Below are 15,557 nucleotides of genomic sequence, written 5' to 3' on the forward strand. Positions count from 1 at the left end.
CCGCCCGAAAGGGCGGTTTTTTATTCTTTCAATCTCTATAGACGGTAACAAGATAAAATTCTCGACCAGACCATCTGACTATCGCTGACAATTTTCCATTTGTTATCCTTATATTTCCATTCTTTTGAAAGATTACCTGTGAATCTTTTGACTCTAAAAGCTCTTTTAGCTCCTCGAAGTTTATTTGCCTTTCTAACATTCTTTCAAACGAATGTGGTGTTAGAAGCAAATCTTTGTCTAGTAACTTTATATGTATAATCAATATATACCAATAGGCAACAACGTACCTGTAATGAAGCGAAGAGCTTTAGAAAAATTAAGCGAGTGGGGAAAGATTTCCGAAGAGTTTGTTTATATGTCAAAAAAACACTCCAATCGGGGGATTATAACTGCTGGGCTCCCTTATCTTTCACTTTTAGATGTACTTGGTGATAGCGTTGAAAAAGTAGATGTTTTAAGACTTGGTATGGTTTATCCTTTGCCAAGAAAAGCTGTAATTGAATTTCTAAAATCACACGAAGAAGTTAAGATTTTAGAAGAGCTTGATGGTTTTATTGAGCAATACGTTAAATCAATGGCCTACGAAGAGGGCATAAATACAAAAATAATTGGGAAGATAGATTTAGAAGATTGGATTGGTGAATATACACCTGAGAAGGTGAGAGATGTTCTGAAAAAAGTGTGGCCTGATTTAGTTTACGAATTTCCCAAAAAAGTTGGAAACATCCGCGTTATACAAAGGCCACCACAACTTTGTCCAGGATGCGGACACAGACCAGTTTTTTATGTACTTTATTTGCACTACATAGGATAGGGGGGTTGTAAAATTTCCTGTCAAAATATTAACAAATTCAGAGTAATCATTTGATTTGGATTCAAACGGTATGAAATCCTCAAGCTTTTTCCGGAGTTTGTTTATTTCCTTCATTCAATATAACTTCCAGTACAACTTCACTCAACGTTTGGCGGGTATCTGAAGTCGCCAAAGGCGATTTGGGTGAGGGCTGAAAGACCAGAACCAGATACCCGCTTTTCATCGGAAGGACTTTTGGAAAAATTTCTTTGCTGTTGATATTCCCATATTTACTGCGGTATCAAATGTTATTACATCCACAGGATATAGGAGCTTATCACATTCCATCTTTTTCCAAAAATTTTCTCTGTATATTTCTTTTGCTTTTTTAAGGTTAAATTCTTTATGTCAAGATTTGGAAAGCTTTTTTTGCTTATTCCATATTTTGTCTCTCCCCAGGATCATCTTTATCATTTGTATATAATCTTCCCATTTCAATACAAAGGAAAATGCCTTTTCAAAGTTTTCTTTCATATCTTCTTTCCTTTCCTCATTTACCAAAGTTTTATTAAAATAACTCCAATTCCTTCATTGTTTTGTAAATTGTAAATCCCAATACCAAAAGGAATAAGAGAAAAATATATTTTAATCTTTTTTGGATCATCATTTAAAACCTCCTGAAGTTTTTCTATATCTCCTGAAAAAGATAAAAAAATAACTATCTTTTTCGTCAAAAAAGATTAATTCTTCATTTTTAAATTTTATCTTGAAAATTCCTAAATTCATTTTTTTGTGGCTTGCGCTCGGCTACTTTTTAACAGCCTCGCACAAGCCACCTTGAATTATTCACACCTTTACAGGGATAATAAATTTTGTAATATCTTTAATTATGGATTACATACTTTACAGGGTCTGTATCCTGAGTCAATGGCTTCTTCCCTCGTTTTAAAATATACTTTATTTTCCTCGTCCATTTCTTTTACATATCTACACGAAGAATTGTGAAAGACTTTTGTCTTAACATTTCCCACGTAAGGTGCTTTTTCCGCAAAAACCTTTTTATAATCTACTTTTATTCCATTTATATAGATTATGCACTTAGACAAAAAGTCTATCTTGTTTATCTTTTCTTTAACGTAGTCATAAATAGCTCCTATAGGGACTTTAACTATCAATGAATAATCCTCAGGAATTTGGACGTAAACATTTAGCATAATCTCAAGGGGATAGTTTGCAGAAACAAAAGCATCGCATAATTTATCCAAGAATAGATCCAAATTTTCTTCAGAAAAGACACTTTCAAATCCGCCTATTAATATTATTATTATACCTTCTGGTTCCACAAAAGAGGCCAAACTGTATAATGCTCCATTTTGAGAGAAAGTATATGTTTTTCTTATTAATTCTTTTCTTTCTTCAAGATCTTTTCTTATCCTTTTAATTTCTTCAGAAGCAAGGTTTGTATGTTCTAATTCCTCTTTACTTTCTTCTTGAACAACTTCTATGCCCCACAGTCCTTTGTTTTTCTCTCTTGCTTCTTTTTGAAACTTAACAAAATAGTCTACATATTTTACATTAGGAGGGATAGTCATTGTTTGAGCATAACCATTAAGGAGTACCATGGCATTAAACATTTTATTCCTTATTTCTTCTTCACTTATTTCCTTGGGCTGTGTAAGCCATGCATAAGCAAGCACTCTTTCATATTTATCAAGATATTCAACATCAAATTCTAAAAATACTTCTTTATTCAAAAGTATACTTTTAGCAAAATCAGAGGCTTCAGTTCCAAAAGGTTCAACTGTTGTAGTACTTTCTGGACAATTTACTCCTATAAGTCTTATCTTTTCAGTTTTATTTCCAATTTGAGCTTCAAAAGTATCTCCATCAATTACTCTAATTACTTTCGCTGGAGTTAATTTAGGGAGCTCCTGTGCAAAAATTAAAGAAGAAAGAAAAGGACCGGCCCGTCTAAAACTACTGGAGTAACATTGATACCCTTTCTTTCTTTACTGTTAAATTCGTTCTTAAGCATGCAGCTAATTTCTAGAATTTGTTTTTCAAGTGAGCAATTGTCTTCAACAAATGCTCTGTATCTTTCAGAATCATATTTCTCAGAAACAATAATACTTTCGAGTGCCTCATCAAGAGTATTGAACAACAAATCATTTGGCCATTGTTCTTTCGCTCCTCGGTAATTCAAAATCACAGCTTTTATACCTCGTGCTAAGGCTTCACCTATGTTGTAGCCAAAACTTTCATGTATACTTGTTGATATGACATAGTTCTTATCTTCCAGAAATTTGTCTACGTTATTAATCCAACCATGCAAAACAACGTTTTCATTCAGTTTGAGCTCTTTAATAGCATGTTCAAAGTACACCTTGTATCGCAAATCCTGAAAATCTCCTGCTATGTGAAGCTTATACCTATTGTCTATTTCTTTCAATTTCGCAATCAACTGAATCCACATGGTAGGATCTTTTTTATAATTAATATGGGCAACAACCGCTAGATTGTACCCAGGAATATGCGATAAAAATTTAAATTTCTCTAAATTCACACCATTACTTATAACTATCTCATCCAATTCTTTAGTATCTACCGAAGGATGCAATTCGTGAAACAGTTCCTTAATGTGTTTAGCGACAAAGATTAGAGTATGAATTTTAGACCAATTTATTTGTTCAGGAAGATTAGTGAAAACCTCATAACTGTGAAGTCTACATATCACTTTTTTACTTTCAATCTCTGGCACCTGTTTGGTTACAAACACCGCCATCTCATTCGCCCATTCAATCCAGACTATATCAGCCCACTTTACCGCTTCGTCTATTGTCTTTCCATCCGTAGTTACGACAAGCTTGGTATCGTACACAAAAGATAATGTCTCAACAATATCCTTCAAAAAATTGTCCAATTCCGGTAGGCATAAAAAGGCTATTTTCGTATCCTTTTTCTCTTTTTTGTACATTTCTAAAAACTTCTTTTTCATTTCTTCATTGTCTGTAATCTGTGCTGCTTTCGAATAATATTTTAAGGCCATAGGGATATTTCCTTGGTTGAATTGCGTATCACCAAGTAAGTCGTAGACTGCCCAATCTTTATCATGAATTCTCATCAAGTATCTCCAGGCCTCTTTGTCATTTCCAAACTGTTTCAGGACATACCCATAGTTAAATAGTAAATCAGAATCTATGGGATTATATTTAAGTCCCTTTTCAAATGCTTCTTTTGCTTCATTTAGTTTTCCCTGGTTGAAGTATATCATCCCAAGAAAGTTATGCTTTTTTGGATCATCATCTTCAAGCTTATCAATCATTTCAAAAGCTTTTAAATAATTACCCGACTCTATTAGTTTTAGAATTTGATCATTCATACTGTAACCTCCCTCGCTTCTTTCAAATATATTTTTCCCCAAGTGGTTCTCTTTATCCTACATTCCATGAACGTTTCATATCTCCAGCAGTCTAAATATATATCCGGGGCAAAACCCCCATCCTACTTTTGGAGGTGAGAGTATGAGAGTTAAAGGAAGTTATTTCCACGGAATTTTAGTTTTAGCTTTTGTTATCACGGTTTTGGTTTCTTGTATACCCCTAACACCGGCTGAAAATCCTAAGGAAGTTGTTATCCAAACATCGCGACATGGGCATATTACGAATGCAACTTTGGTTTTCGTAAGGGACGGTTTAAATGGCACTTGGAATAAGTTGACTGGAACAGGCGGTGTTTATAAATTCACCGTCAACGATCCAAGTGGTCTTTATTCCGTGGCTGTTGCTGAACCAAGTGATACTTATTCAGCAACAAAGGTGTTTTTTATACATTACAAGCTCTTGGAAACGAATTTTGTACCGGTGGATGTTGGAAATGCAACCGACGAAGATGAAGCGACGCTGACAATCAACCTGCCAAGTGATTTTGCTACAAATACGCAACTCGGAATATTCTTCTTGATTGAACACCGCTTTCCATCGATTGACGATGTTAGTGGCAACAAAGTCGCGGTCGCTGAACATCTGCCAAAAGGCAAAGGTGATTTGGTAATTTATTATCCATCATTGTGGTCTGAAGAAGGCGTTCAGAAAGTTGCTATATTAAGAAATTTCGAGTTATACACCGATAAAACAATTAACTTGAGCACATCTGATTTTAAAGATAGTGAAAGAATAAATCGTTTTGAAGACATTTTCTTAGACTGGTTGGTAGGTGGAAAGACTGCTGCATTTGGTGTAGCTTCACATGACCAGGACCACAAAATTCCAAGTTCGTTGAAGAACGATACAGATTTGTACGTGTTTGATTACTTCAATTGGAAAGAAGGATTCACATATTCAGAATATAGAAAAGCATATCCAACAACTACGCCATTTGCTACAAGTTCTATCACTCCTGCCGAACTTCCTGAAACATTGGTAGCAACAGAGGTAATGGATGGAACACTGAAAGCAACAATTACTCCGTACAATCCAGGTCTGTCAGGAATGTCTGATATTCTGTATTTGTTCCGTGTTACCTCGTATTATGAGCTTTCTGAAGGGGGTTACCCAAATCTAGATACAGACTACTATGTTAAAATATCAAAGGGCTACTTACAAGCTTTAGAAAACGATGTTTACACATTCCCTGTAATCAGCTCAACTGAATTTCAACCTTACAACATTGACCTTGATGCAAACATAATCGCAGGAGATGAAGACGTCATTTCAGCAAATATGACATTGAAGGATTTCTTCGTTCCAAAGGATGGATTAAAGATATTGAAGTGGTTCTACGCTGTTTTCTAATTTCTAAGAAAAACAAACAGGGGCATTTCACAAATGCCCCTGTTTTATTTCTTCTACCCTTTGTTATTTTCTTTTATTATATTCCCTTATCCCTTCCCCAAGTATCCTCACGGCGTCTGCGAGCTTTTCGGCTTCAAGTACGTACGCTATCCTTATTTCACTCATTCCTGCTCCTGGCGTTGCGTAGAATCCGCTGAGCGGTGATACCATCGTCGTTTTTCCGTCAACGTTGAATTCTTTGAGCATCCAGATTATAAAGTCTTCCGCATTGTCAACTGGAAGCTTTGCAGAGAGGTAGAACGCTCCCTCAGGTTTGTGTACAACTACCCCAGGGATTTCTTTCATCGCTTCGTATGTTGCGTCTCTTCTTTTTTGGTATTCATCCCTCACTGAATTTGTGTATTCCTCGCCAAGTGTAAGCAATCCAATAGCACCGAATTGTGTTGTCTCCGCTGGACAAAGCCTTGCCTGTGCAAATTTGAGAGCGCTTTTGTAAAATTCTTTGTTCTTGGTTACCAACGTTCCTATCCTTGCGCCGCAGGCGCTGTACCTTTTCGATATACTGTCAACCATTATCGTCTGTTCTTCGATTCCTTCGAAATGAAATACTGATATGTGTTTCCTGCCGTCGAATGTGAATTCCCTGTACACTTCGTCCGAGATTATCACAAGATTATGCTTCTTTGCGAATTCAACAATTTGCTTCATCTCTTCGTAGGTGTAGACTGTGCCCGTTGGATTCGACGGGTTTGAGAAGAGAATAGCTTTCGTTTTTGGGCTGACAACCTTTTCAAATTCACTCATCGGCGGCAGTCGATAGCCGTCTTCAGTGTGGGCAGTCACGGGAACAAGTTTGACATTTAGATAGGAAGCAAATCCAAGGTAATTTGCGTAGAATGGTTCTATTGTGATAACCTCATCACCTGGGTCGCATACGACACCAAGAGCAAACATTATCGCTTCGCTTCCACCGTTTGTTACCATTATTTCGTCGGCGCTCACGTGTATGTTATGCCTTGCGTAGTATTTTGAAAAAGCTTCCCTGAGTTCTAAAAGACCCTGAGAATGAGTGTATGCAACGACTTCTGGTTTGTATTTATCGATATATTCGTACCACACGCTTGGAGTCTTTATATCCGGCTGTCCTATGTTGAGATAGTAAATATTTATACCTCTTTTTTTAGCTTCGTCTGCGTACGGGACCAATCTTCTTATTGGACTTGCGGGTGTTTCAACTGCCCTTTTTGATACCATTTCTCTTGCCTCCTCTTCAAAGAAATATTTTTGATTAGCCTCCTGAAATACGTTTTTTCTTATTTTTTCAAAAAATTCTTACTTCCCTTTCTTTTCCAAAAGAGTTTATCTAAAATCTTAATAATTTTAATTTTTTATCTTTAATGAATTAATTCATTATTTTTATGTCGCTTTATTCCTTCTTAGATTATTTTTTTTAACTACTTCCCCACCATTTTCCCTCAAACTAACCCTCTTATGCCCACCTGGTTTGTTCCACACTCTCACATTCCTTCGTCCTATTTGAGCGGTTAAACCCCCTGTTTTTGGAGAATAATTAAGCGAGTCTCATTTTTTCACAACCACCACTCTGTTAATTGCGCCTTTCCTACTTTCTTGCTCGTTTAATAGTTCATCATATTCGCTCGGTGTCATATATCCTAATGATCCGTGCGGCCTTATCTCTTGGTAGAAGTATATGTATGCTTTGTATGCATTGTATACGTCTTCTATGTACTCAAATTCATTCATTTGTACGAATTCTCTCTCTACTACTGAATGATGTGACTCTATGTATGCTTGGCTGTTTGGATTGTTCTTGTATCCAAATTCATGCTCTATTCCCATTTCTTCCAGGTATCCTTCCGTTGCTTTTGATTTGAATTGTGGCCCATTGTCTGTCCTTATCGTCAGTTTCTTCGTATCTACTTTCCTGTATTCTATCGCTCTTTCTATGCATTCTATGAAGTTCTTCGATTTGCTCTTCTGTCCCAAATGTGTCCCTACTATCGTTTTGTCTCTCACGTCTATTATGTCAAGCATCGGTACGTATCCGTCTTTCTTTGTCGGTATGAATTTAATGTCTGCTTCCCAATATCTATTTGTCTCTCCTATTTCATGATCCTTTGGCCTTTTCTTTGGATGTTTTGCATGTTTCTTGTACTTACGTATTAGTCCGAGTTCTTTCCTCATTCTGTATATTTTCTTGTGATTTACTATTATTCCGTATCTTCTCTTCAGTACTTTCGAGAGCTTCTTGTCTCCAAGTGTCTTGATGTAGTATTCTGGATCATTACAGTTCTCATTCTCGTATATCGTAACTAAAAGTCCCTCTATTTCTTCGTCGCTGATTGTTTCCCCTGTTACCTTTGTTGAGTAGCCTTTGCATCTTCTTTTGCTCTTTCCCTTTATCCAATCTATTGAAAAGAACGTTCGTGTTGTTGCGTAAAATGTGCTTGAACTCATTTGAAACTTCCCTAAAAGATATCTTAGGCATACTCCAATTCTCTTGTACTTCAAACTTATTAACAATTCTCCAACATTTGTCGATTTTACTTTTGTTGATTCTCTTTCTTGCTGTTTGTTTTTTTTAATAACTCTATTTGGTCTAATGCTATCCTCAATTGTACTTCCTTCTCGAGCAGTATCTTCTCGTAGTATTCAAGTTTCCGTTTCAAGGCAATTGTGTCGTTCGGATTGGTTGAATCGTCTCTCCGAACACCTGCCGATTCAAAGATGAATGGCGGTATCTTTGAATAATCTGATATGATTGATCCCGGCCTTCCTCTGCTGACATTGAATACTGAATCATCGTATCCTGATTCCTTGTAATTCTTCAACCATCTGAAGAATATGCTGGGAGAGATTGAATATTTCTCACAAATCTGCGCTTGTGACTTATCACCGTTAAGATATTCCTTGACGACAGTAAGTTTGAACTCTGGAGAATACTCTTTCCTGCTCTGCATACGACTCACCCCTCTAAGATGAATTTTATCACTCTCCTAATTTCCCTCCAAATCCTTCATGGGGTGAATATGTTGAGGTATGGTGAGTTTGCTTATTCTCGTATCCTGGTTACTTTCCTAATGGAGGTGACCGGCTTTCTCACCTATACATATACTCTCTCCGGTTCATATCTTGTCTTGCTTTTCACTAACTTGAATATTATCCTTATCATTTTCAATCCTATTGCTATCAATGCTTGTGTCTCTTTTAATGGATTTTTTTCTCTTTTCCTCAGTTTTAAATATTTTTCCATTATTTCACGGTTATGTCTTATCACCGTTTTTGCCATCAAGTATATTATTTTCCTCAGTAACGGCCGCCCTCTTTTTGTTATCCGCGTTTTTCCTTTGTGTTCTCCAGAACTTTCTTCGTACAGGTTCAATCCAGCTAATTTCCTTATTTGTTTCCAGCTTTTAAACCTGCTTAACCCTCCTGTCTCTCCTAATATCGTGGCTGTCATTACCGTTCCTATCCCTGGCACACTTTCTATATATTCCCCTTCTTCTGTTTCTTCTATCATTTTTTTCATCTCTTCTTCTAGCTCTTGAATTTGTCTTGTTAATAGCTCTATTTCTTCCAATAGCATCCTTAATTTCATTTTCGCACTTTTTTGCCCTGCTCTTACTCCTACCGATTCTCTCGCTGCTTCGTATATCTTCCGCGCCCTACTTTTCCAGTCTTTCCCCTTTGTCGATTCTTTCAATACACTTTCTATTTCTTCTACTCCAACTCTTAATATCTCTTCCGGAAATGGATAGGTCTTTAATAATTTCATCGAACCTTCCGAAAATATGTTTTTGTATATCTTCTCATACTCAGGAAAGTATTCGTCTATTATAGCTATTACAATATTTTTTGAATTTTTTCTCTTACTTACTAATTGTTCCCTTGTCGTGGTTAATACTTTTAACTCACTATACACATCATTTGATAAATGCATATCGAAATATCTTCCATCTTTGATTAATTTGGCTATTAATCCTGCATCTTTCTTGTCATTTTTACTAGGTGAGTTATCATCAAATTCTTTGCTTTTCTTCACATGATATGGATTTACTCCAACAAGATAATTTACTTGCTCGTTAGATTTCATTTGCCAAGCTAAAACCTTCCAATAATGCCCTGATGGTTCCATGCCTAAGATTACGTTGTTTAACCCTTCCTTTTGCTTAATAATTCTTATTTTTTCCTCTAACATTTTAATACCATCTATGGTATTATTAATCTTGAAAGGGCTAATCAAATCAATTCCACGATAATCAGTCATCCTAACCCAATGATTTCTTTTAGCAACATCAATACCGACAATTAGAGTGTCTTGAGAAATTCTTGAAACTTTTGGATTAACATACTTTTGTTCCATGGTATCGCCTCCTGATTTTAGTGTGATGGGGTAATTATATATTATCAGGAGGCGATACTTTTTTCAAAATCTATTTTTCCTTACAGGAATGCTTTCCTAATCTCATAAACTCTCATTCCCCCTATTATTAACTTACTAAAATCTCTTTTTTCTAAATCACTTCTAATCTCTTTAACGCTCATCTGTGCAAAACCTAAAGAAATTAGAAATGTTAAGATGATCGCTATTGCTAAGCCGATATTAATGATTTTTTTAAGTATAATTTACTCTTTCCTAAAATGAGGCTAAAAATTATACAAATCTTTTTCTTTCCTTAAAATTATATCACATTTTTAATTTTCTTTTCTATATTTCTCCATAAAAATTACAGGTATTATTCTTTTTTCTTTTTCAAATTCATTCCTCAGCTTGCAAGTGAAAAAGTCTCTGTCGTAGCCTGCTTGCTCTACCTTTTTCATGAATTCATCCACTATCTCTTTGAACTCTTTATACTATTCTTCAAGATTAAAAAGCTCAATTATCTCTTTTGCCTTTACTTCCATGATCACCAGTTTTGCTCTCTCTTTCTTTTGTCAAGAGATACTACAAGAACTGACTTTGAAAGTCCAACTACTCTTGAATATATCCTTTCTCCTATTTTTTCCTTTATGTCATTTAGTTTTAAATTTGAAGTGATTATTGTGGCAAGTTTATTTCTGTAGCGATAGTCTAAAAGCTGGACTATCTGCCCTTGTACCCATTCAGTGTATCTTTCTGCTCCAAGAGCATCCACAAGTAAAATTGGTATTCTTGCAATTTCATTTATGGGATATATCTCTATATCTTCGCTTGAGTAAAAATCTCTTATCTTTATGTATAAATTTTGGGACAAATATGGCAAATGCATAATATTCGGGCTTTTGGTTTATTTCGTTTAGTATGGCAAAGGATAAATGGATTTTTCCTGATCCTGCTGATCCATAAAAGTAAATTCCATATCCCTTTTTGTAAAGCTCTTTTTTCAAGTACAGGTTTGCCATATTTATTTCTGGCTCAAGGCTTTCAGCTATTTCAATGTTTGAGAAGTTTTTTTATAGGGAATTTCAATTATGAATTCTTTTAGTCTTTCCTTTGTTCTTATGCAGTAATACATTTTGAAAGGGTCATATGTGGGGTATATCTTCTTTCGACCTTTATTAGGTTTGGCACGATTCCATGAATGATTTTGGTTGCCAATTAAGCGATGGAAGAAATTACGCACTTTTTGATACAGGTACGGCTGTTGGATTTTTACTCGCTCAAGCGACGCAAATGGGTTTAGTTGCACACCCGGTAGCTGGATACGACCCGTTGAAAGTCAAGGAAATTTTAGAAATAGATGGTATAGTTATAACCATAATCGCAGTTGGATACTGGGGAAATTTTGAGATGCTTAACGAAAAACATACTCAAGCTGAACAAAGTGAAAGAAACAGACAGCCTTTAGAAAATATTTTAAAGTTTGAATAATATAAATAATATAAACTCACCCTCCACTCACCCTGCAACTCCGAGCATTTAGTATTTTCCGCCCGAAAGGGCGGTTTTTTATTCTTTCAATCTCTATAGACGGTAACAAGATAAAATTCTCGACCGGACCATCTGACTATCGCTGACAATTTTCCATTTGTTATCCTTATGTTTCCATTCTTTTGAAAGATTACCTGTGAATCTTTTGACTCTAAAAGCTCTTTTAGCTCCTCAAAGTTTATTTGCCTTTCTAACATTCTTTCAAACGAATGTGGTGTTAAAAGCAAATCTTTGTCTAGTAATTCTATATGTATAATCAATTCAGTAGACCTCCTTAAAAAAGTCTTTCGTTTCTTCTGTTTTGTTGTGATATAATTATAAAGATATTATTCATTGATGCTTATTTGGGAGGATAAGAATGAGAACAAAGGAACAATTCTTTAAATTTATTTCGATCATTAGATTCTCTTTTATATATTATTTTATAGCATTTTTAGCATTTTTGCTTTTAGTTATAATTATGAGATATTCGATATCAGTCCAAGGTTACAAGATTCAAGATTGGACAATGATACGTGAGAACAATGTTGGTAGTATAGAAATTAAGCAAATAAAAGTTCCGTATTACGAGATATTAAGAAAGCCAACAACAGCAATATTTTTCTCGAAACTTGAAAAAAATTATTTTGGTGATAAGGTTTATTATCTTTATTTACCACAGGTTGATGGAAGTTATTTGGCGGTTTACTCAAATAACAGGTTAATTGGAAGTTATGGGTTTTCTGAGAGTCGTAATGGGCATTTTTGGTACCAACCTTTTCTTTTTCAAATCCCGTTAGATACAAGTGAGATAGCAATAGAGATTTCCGGCGTCTATGAAATAGGTATAGACTTTGTACCTACTATTATACCTGAGAATGAGAAGTATAAATATTTGATTTCATACTTAATGACAAATATACTTTTATTGACAAGTATTGGACTTGCTATGACATTATCTATCATATTGTACCTTATCTCCCGCAGCCTTTTGAAAGAGAAAAAAAGTGCATACCTTCATTTATCAATGTCAAGTTTGCTAGGAGCAATTTGGATGCTTGATCTTCTTCCAATACCAACTACGGGAAGTTATACGATAATACTTATACTTAGAAAGATATTTGTTTCATCTGCTTATTTGGCTTTCGCTGCTTTGATTTACGGAATTTTTAAGCTATTTAGTGGAAAGATATCCATTGGTGCAAAGATATTCATTTTTATTAATTTCCTATCGGCAGCAATATTGTTGTTGTCTCCAAGTCATTATTTTTTAAAAACGTTTACAAATAACATCGCTGTTATGTTGTTTTTAAATGCAATATATCTAGTTATAGTAATTTTCAAAACATATTCACCTGCACAAATTGCTTTTTCATTTTTCTTTGCTTTAACAGTTATCCATGATGGTTTTGTAATGTTTCTTTCAAGAAATCAAAAATTACTGTCTATGTATGGCATCATAGCTCTATTCGGTGGTTTTGCGTACAGTCTTGTTAACGAGTACAGAGATATGGTTGTTGGTATTTCTTTAGCACATATGAAAAGTATTACAGATAGTCTGACAGGTGCGTATACAAGGGGCGCACTTTCGGAGATTAAAATTTCTGAAAACGATGCTCTGGCCTATATAGATTTAAATAGATTCAAACAGATTAACGATAATTATGGGCACGATGTTGGTGATCAGATACTCAAATTGTTAGTTAATACTTTAAGGTCGGTTATAAGAAAATCTGATTCGATAGTTCGAATGGGTGGAGATGAGTTTTTGGTTGTTTTAAAAGATTGCCCTGTTGAAAAAGCGAAGGAAATAATGGACAATGCAAAAGAGAAGTTTAACTCATCTCACAAATTGAAACCAGATTTCTCTTACGGTGTTGTCTCAGGTTCCTCAAATTTACAAGAGGCATTATTTAAAGCAGATAAATTGATGTATGAGATGAAAGATAATTTTTACAAAAAAATAGAAAATAAAGATATATGAATCATTATAGAGATTAAGTAAGATTTTCGATTTTTTTCAAATTTATCTTGACAAATATGGGAGTTTTTTTGTATAATTTATCCAAAAGATTTAACACTTTTTGATAGGGAGTATTGAAGGTATGGAATTAAAAAGTCAAGCAGACCTTTTAAACAATAATTTCAGCAAAATGAATAAGAAAGCTAAACGCAGCTGCCCGCTGGAAGGTGGTCAGCTTGCGTTTGGCATGGAATAAATAAACGCAAGTAAATCACCTAAAGCGGGCTACAGTTAAATCTGTAGCCCGCTTTTTTTATAGATTTCATAAATTTTACAATTTAGGTTTAAAGGGAGGTTGGAGTTATGTTGAAGGTAGGTATTGTTGGTGCAACAGGTGCGGTTGGTAGAAACATGGTGGAAGTTTTGGAGAATTCCAAAGTGGAAATTTCAGAGATTAGGTTATTTGCTTCTGAAAGATCGTCTGGGCAGGTTATGAAATTTAGGGGTATGGAAGTTTTAGTTGAAAGGCTTACTCCAGATGCTATGAAAGAAGGCTTTGATTATTTACTATTTTCCGCTGGTTCAGATGTTTCGAAAGAATTCGCACCTATTGCGGCTGAAGCTGGGACAGTAGTTATCGATAATTCTTCGGCATTTAGGATGGTACCTGAGATTCCATTGGTTGTTCCTGAAATCAACGGTCATTTATTGAAAAATTACCAGGGAATAGTTGCAAATCCGAATTGTTCAACTATCCAGATGGTCCTGGCACTTTACAGAGTACACGATAGATACCAACTCCACGAGATTTTTGTTTCTACGTACCAAGCAGTTTCAGGTGCAGGGTATAAGGCTATAAGAGAATACGAAGAACAACTTGCTGGTAGTAACCGTTATTCTGTTTTTGCGAGACAAATTGCGCATAATGTTATCCCACTTATTGGGAGTATAGTAGACGATATAACTCAAGAAGAATGGAAGATGATAAATGAAACTAAAAAGATTTTAAACTCTCGTTCTGTGAATGTTTATCCTACAACGGTTAGAGTGCCTGTTAGGATAGGTCATTCTGAAAGTATTATTGCCAGAACCCTCTTTCCAATCATGTCAAAAGAAGATTTAATCGATACTATTTCAAGTGGTGAAGATGTCGTTGTTCACGAAGACATAGTTACACCAATCGAGGTTGAAAAGGATGATTACGTGCATGTAAGTAGAATAAGATTATTCGATGCTCATACATTTGGTGTATGGGTTGTCGCTGATAATCTTCGCGTTGGTGCTGCGACAAATGCCGTTAGAATTATGGAAAAGCATATTGAATTGAATAAAATATCCGTCAAGTCAGGCGAGTGATTTTGATGGATAAAAAATTAAAAATTTACAAGTACAACGCTAACGGTAACACGTTTATATTAATAGATTGTCTGGATAACACTCTAGATGATTCTGAAAAGTCTGAAATAGTACTCAAAAGTGTTGAAAATCGTGATGGGGCGATATTCGTTGAAAGGAATAACAATTTGTTTCATATGGATTATTTCAACAGAGATGGTAAAAGGGCGGCATTTTGCGGTAACGGTGCAAGAACGTTTGTTAATTATTTGAAGGAATACTATGGTTTAAGTGGAGAAGTTTTATTTTCAACAACTTCAGGGATGTTAAAGGCATTAGTTGATGAGGATGTATCTGTTCAAATGCCCAATCCAAAATATGTAAAACAAATATCTTACGAAAGTTTTCAAGGAGCTCTTATCGAAACAGGTGTTCCACACATCGTGATACGAGTTGAAAATGTAGATTTTATAGATATTGAAAATGTGGCACCTGAAATTCGAAGGATTTTTGATGCAAATGTTAATTTTTACGATGTAGTTCAAGAGAAATTTCTTAGGGTAAGAACTTTTGAACGCGGTGTAGAGCGCGAGACAAAATCTTGTGGTTCTGGAATTACTTCAACGTCGTTTTATTATAAGTATTACATTTTAAAAGATGGTAAACAGCCTGATGAAATCAAAGTTTTGTCACTTGGTGGTGTGTTGCATGTTTTGTTTAAAGAGAATGAGGTTTATCTTGAAGGGAGGGTCGAACATGAGTGAA

At 35.2% G+C, this 15,557-nt stretch carries 16 protein-coding genes and 1 pseudogene; 6 read left to right on the forward strand and 11 right to left on the reverse strand.

Annotated elements, in window-relative coordinates; translation table 11 throughout:
* Nucleotides 1–28: 28 nt before the first annotated feature.
* Nucleotides 29–262 (reverse strand): hypothetical protein, encoded by a 234-nt coding sequence (locus FNOD_RS09480; protein ID WP_148202015.1) that lies wholly within the window; start codon nt 260–262, stop codon nt 29–31.
* A 93-nt stretch (nt 263–355) separates the two neighbouring features.
* Here FNOD_RS09480 and FNOD_RS00320 point away from each other — a divergent pair, with 93 nt between their 5' ends.
* Nucleotides 356–814 (forward strand): indolepyruvate ferredoxin oxidoreductase subunit alpha, encoded by a 459-nt coding sequence (locus FNOD_RS00320; RefSeq protein WP_187146490.1) that lies wholly within the window; start codon nt 356–358, stop codon nt 812–814.
* Nucleotides 815–1,033: 219 nt separating this feature from the next.
* Here FNOD_RS00320 and FNOD_RS09955 read toward each other — a convergent pair.
* The 3 genes and pseudogenes from FNOD_RS09955 to FNOD_RS00335 form a co-directional block, all read right to left on the reverse strand.
* A pseudogene (locus FNOD_RS09955) lies at nt 1,034–1,180 on the reverse strand (glycosyl hydrolase 108 family protein); the annotation flags it as partial.
* A gap of 500 nt (nt 1,181–1,680) precedes the next feature.
* The gene (locus FNOD_RS09795; protein WP_011993252.1) at nt 1,681–2,736 is read right to left on the reverse strand and encodes a thermonuclease family protein; all 1,056 of its coding nucleotides are present in this window, start codon (nt 2,734–2,736) and stop codon (nt 1,681–1,683) included.
* The gene (locus FNOD_RS00335; RefSeq protein WP_011993253.1) at nt 2,736–4,172 is read right to left on the reverse strand and encodes a glycosyltransferase; all 1,437 of its coding nucleotides are present in this window, start codon (nt 4,170–4,172) and stop codon (nt 2,736–2,738) included. The genes FNOD_RS09795 and FNOD_RS00335 overlap by 1 nt, the downstream gene beginning before the upstream one ends.
* A gap of 142 nt (nt 4,173–4,314) precedes the next feature.
* Between FNOD_RS00335 and FNOD_RS00340 the strand changes: the two genes are divergently transcribed.
* Entirely contained in the window at nt 4,315–5,583 is a 1,269-nt protein-coding gene (locus FNOD_RS00340) for a hypothetical protein (protein ID WP_011993254.1), read from the forward strand.
* Nucleotides 5,584–5,646: 63 nt separating this feature from the next.
* Here the strand turns inward: FNOD_RS00340 and FNOD_RS00345 are convergent, their stop codons facing one another.
* The 6 genes from FNOD_RS00345 to FNOD_RS00365 all read right to left on the reverse strand — a co-directional run bounded on the left by FNOD_RS00345 (nt 5,647) and on the right by FNOD_RS00365 (nt 10,838).
* A complete protein-coding gene (locus tag FNOD_RS00345) occupies nt 5,647–6,837 on the reverse strand; it encodes a pyridoxal phosphate-dependent aminotransferase (RefSeq protein WP_011993255.1) in 1,191 nt (396 codons plus the stop codon).
* A gap of 327 nt (nt 6,838–7,164) precedes the next feature.
* Nucleotides 7,165–8,127: an IS3 family transposase gene (locus FNOD_RS00350; protein WP_337998404.1), complete on the reverse strand. Its 963-nt coding sequence runs from the start codon at nt 8,125–8,127 to the stop codon at nt 7,165–7,167.
* Nucleotides 8,128–8,147: 20 nt separating this feature from the next.
* Nucleotides 8,148–8,564, reverse strand: coding sequence for a transposase (locus FNOD_RS00355; protein WP_011993257.1), 417 nt, complete (start codon nt 8,562–8,564; stop codon nt 8,148–8,150).
* Nucleotides 8,565–8,707: 143 nt separating this feature from the next.
* Complete coding sequence (locus FNOD_RS00360; RefSeq protein WP_011993258.1) at nt 8,708–9,967, reverse strand: IS110 family RNA-guided transposase; 1,260 nt, start codon at nt 9,965–9,967, stop codon at nt 8,708–8,710.
* Between the two features lie 332 nt (nt 9,968–10,299).
* A complete protein-coding gene (locus FNOD_RS09905) occupies nt 10,300–10,425 on the reverse strand; it encodes a hypothetical protein (RefSeq protein ID WP_274376819.1) in 126 nt (41 codons plus the stop codon).
* An 86-nt stretch (nt 10,426–10,511) separates the two neighbouring features.
* Nucleotides 10,512–10,838 (reverse strand): P-loop NTPase family protein, encoded by a 327-nt coding sequence (locus FNOD_RS00365; RefSeq protein WP_187146491.1) that lies wholly within the window; start codon nt 10,836–10,838, stop codon nt 10,512–10,514.
* Nucleotides 10,839–11,161: 323 nt separating this feature from the next.
* Between FNOD_RS00365 and FNOD_RS00370 the strand changes: the two genes are divergently transcribed.
* Complete coding sequence (locus tag FNOD_RS00370; RefSeq protein ID WP_049750979.1) at nt 11,162–11,455, forward strand: nitroreductase family protein; 294 nt, start codon at nt 11,162–11,164, stop codon at nt 11,453–11,455.
* An 86-nt stretch (nt 11,456–11,541) separates the two neighbouring features.
* On the opposite strand, the gene FNOD_RS00375 is transcribed toward FNOD_RS00370, so the two are convergent.
* On the reverse strand, nt 11,542–11,775 hold the full coding sequence (locus FNOD_RS00375) for a DUF4258 domain-containing protein (protein WP_041256734.1): 234 nt from the start codon (nt 11,773–11,775) through the stop codon (nt 11,542–11,544).
* 98 nt (nt 11,776–11,873) lie between these two features.
* Here FNOD_RS00375 and FNOD_RS00380 point away from each other — a divergent pair, with 98 nt between their 5' ends.
* The 3 genes from FNOD_RS00380 to dapF all read left to right on the forward strand — a co-directional run bounded on the left by FNOD_RS00380 (nt 11,874) and on the right by dapF (nt 15,556).
* Nucleotides 11,874–13,478, forward strand: coding sequence for a GGDEF domain-containing protein (locus tag FNOD_RS00380; RefSeq protein ID WP_011993259.1), 1,605 nt, complete (start codon nt 11,874–11,876; stop codon nt 13,476–13,478).
* A gap of 342 nt (nt 13,479–13,820) precedes the next feature.
* On the forward strand, nt 13,821–14,813 hold the full coding sequence (locus FNOD_RS00385) for an aspartate-semialdehyde dehydrogenase (protein ID WP_011993260.1): 993 nt from the start codon (nt 13,821–13,823) through the stop codon (nt 14,811–14,813).
* Between the two features lie 5 nt (nt 14,814–14,818).
* A complete protein-coding gene (gene dapF / locus FNOD_RS00390) occupies nt 14,819–15,556 on the forward strand; it encodes a diaminopimelate epimerase (RefSeq protein ID WP_011993261.1) in 738 nt (245 codons plus the stop codon).
* Nucleotide 15,557: the final 1 nt, after the last annotated feature.

Origin of the sequence: Fervidobacterium nodosum Rt17-B1 (assembly GCF_000017545.1) — a bacterium.
GTDB lineage: Bacteria > Thermotogota > Thermotogae > Thermotogales > Fervidobacteriaceae > Fervidobacterium > Fervidobacterium nodosum.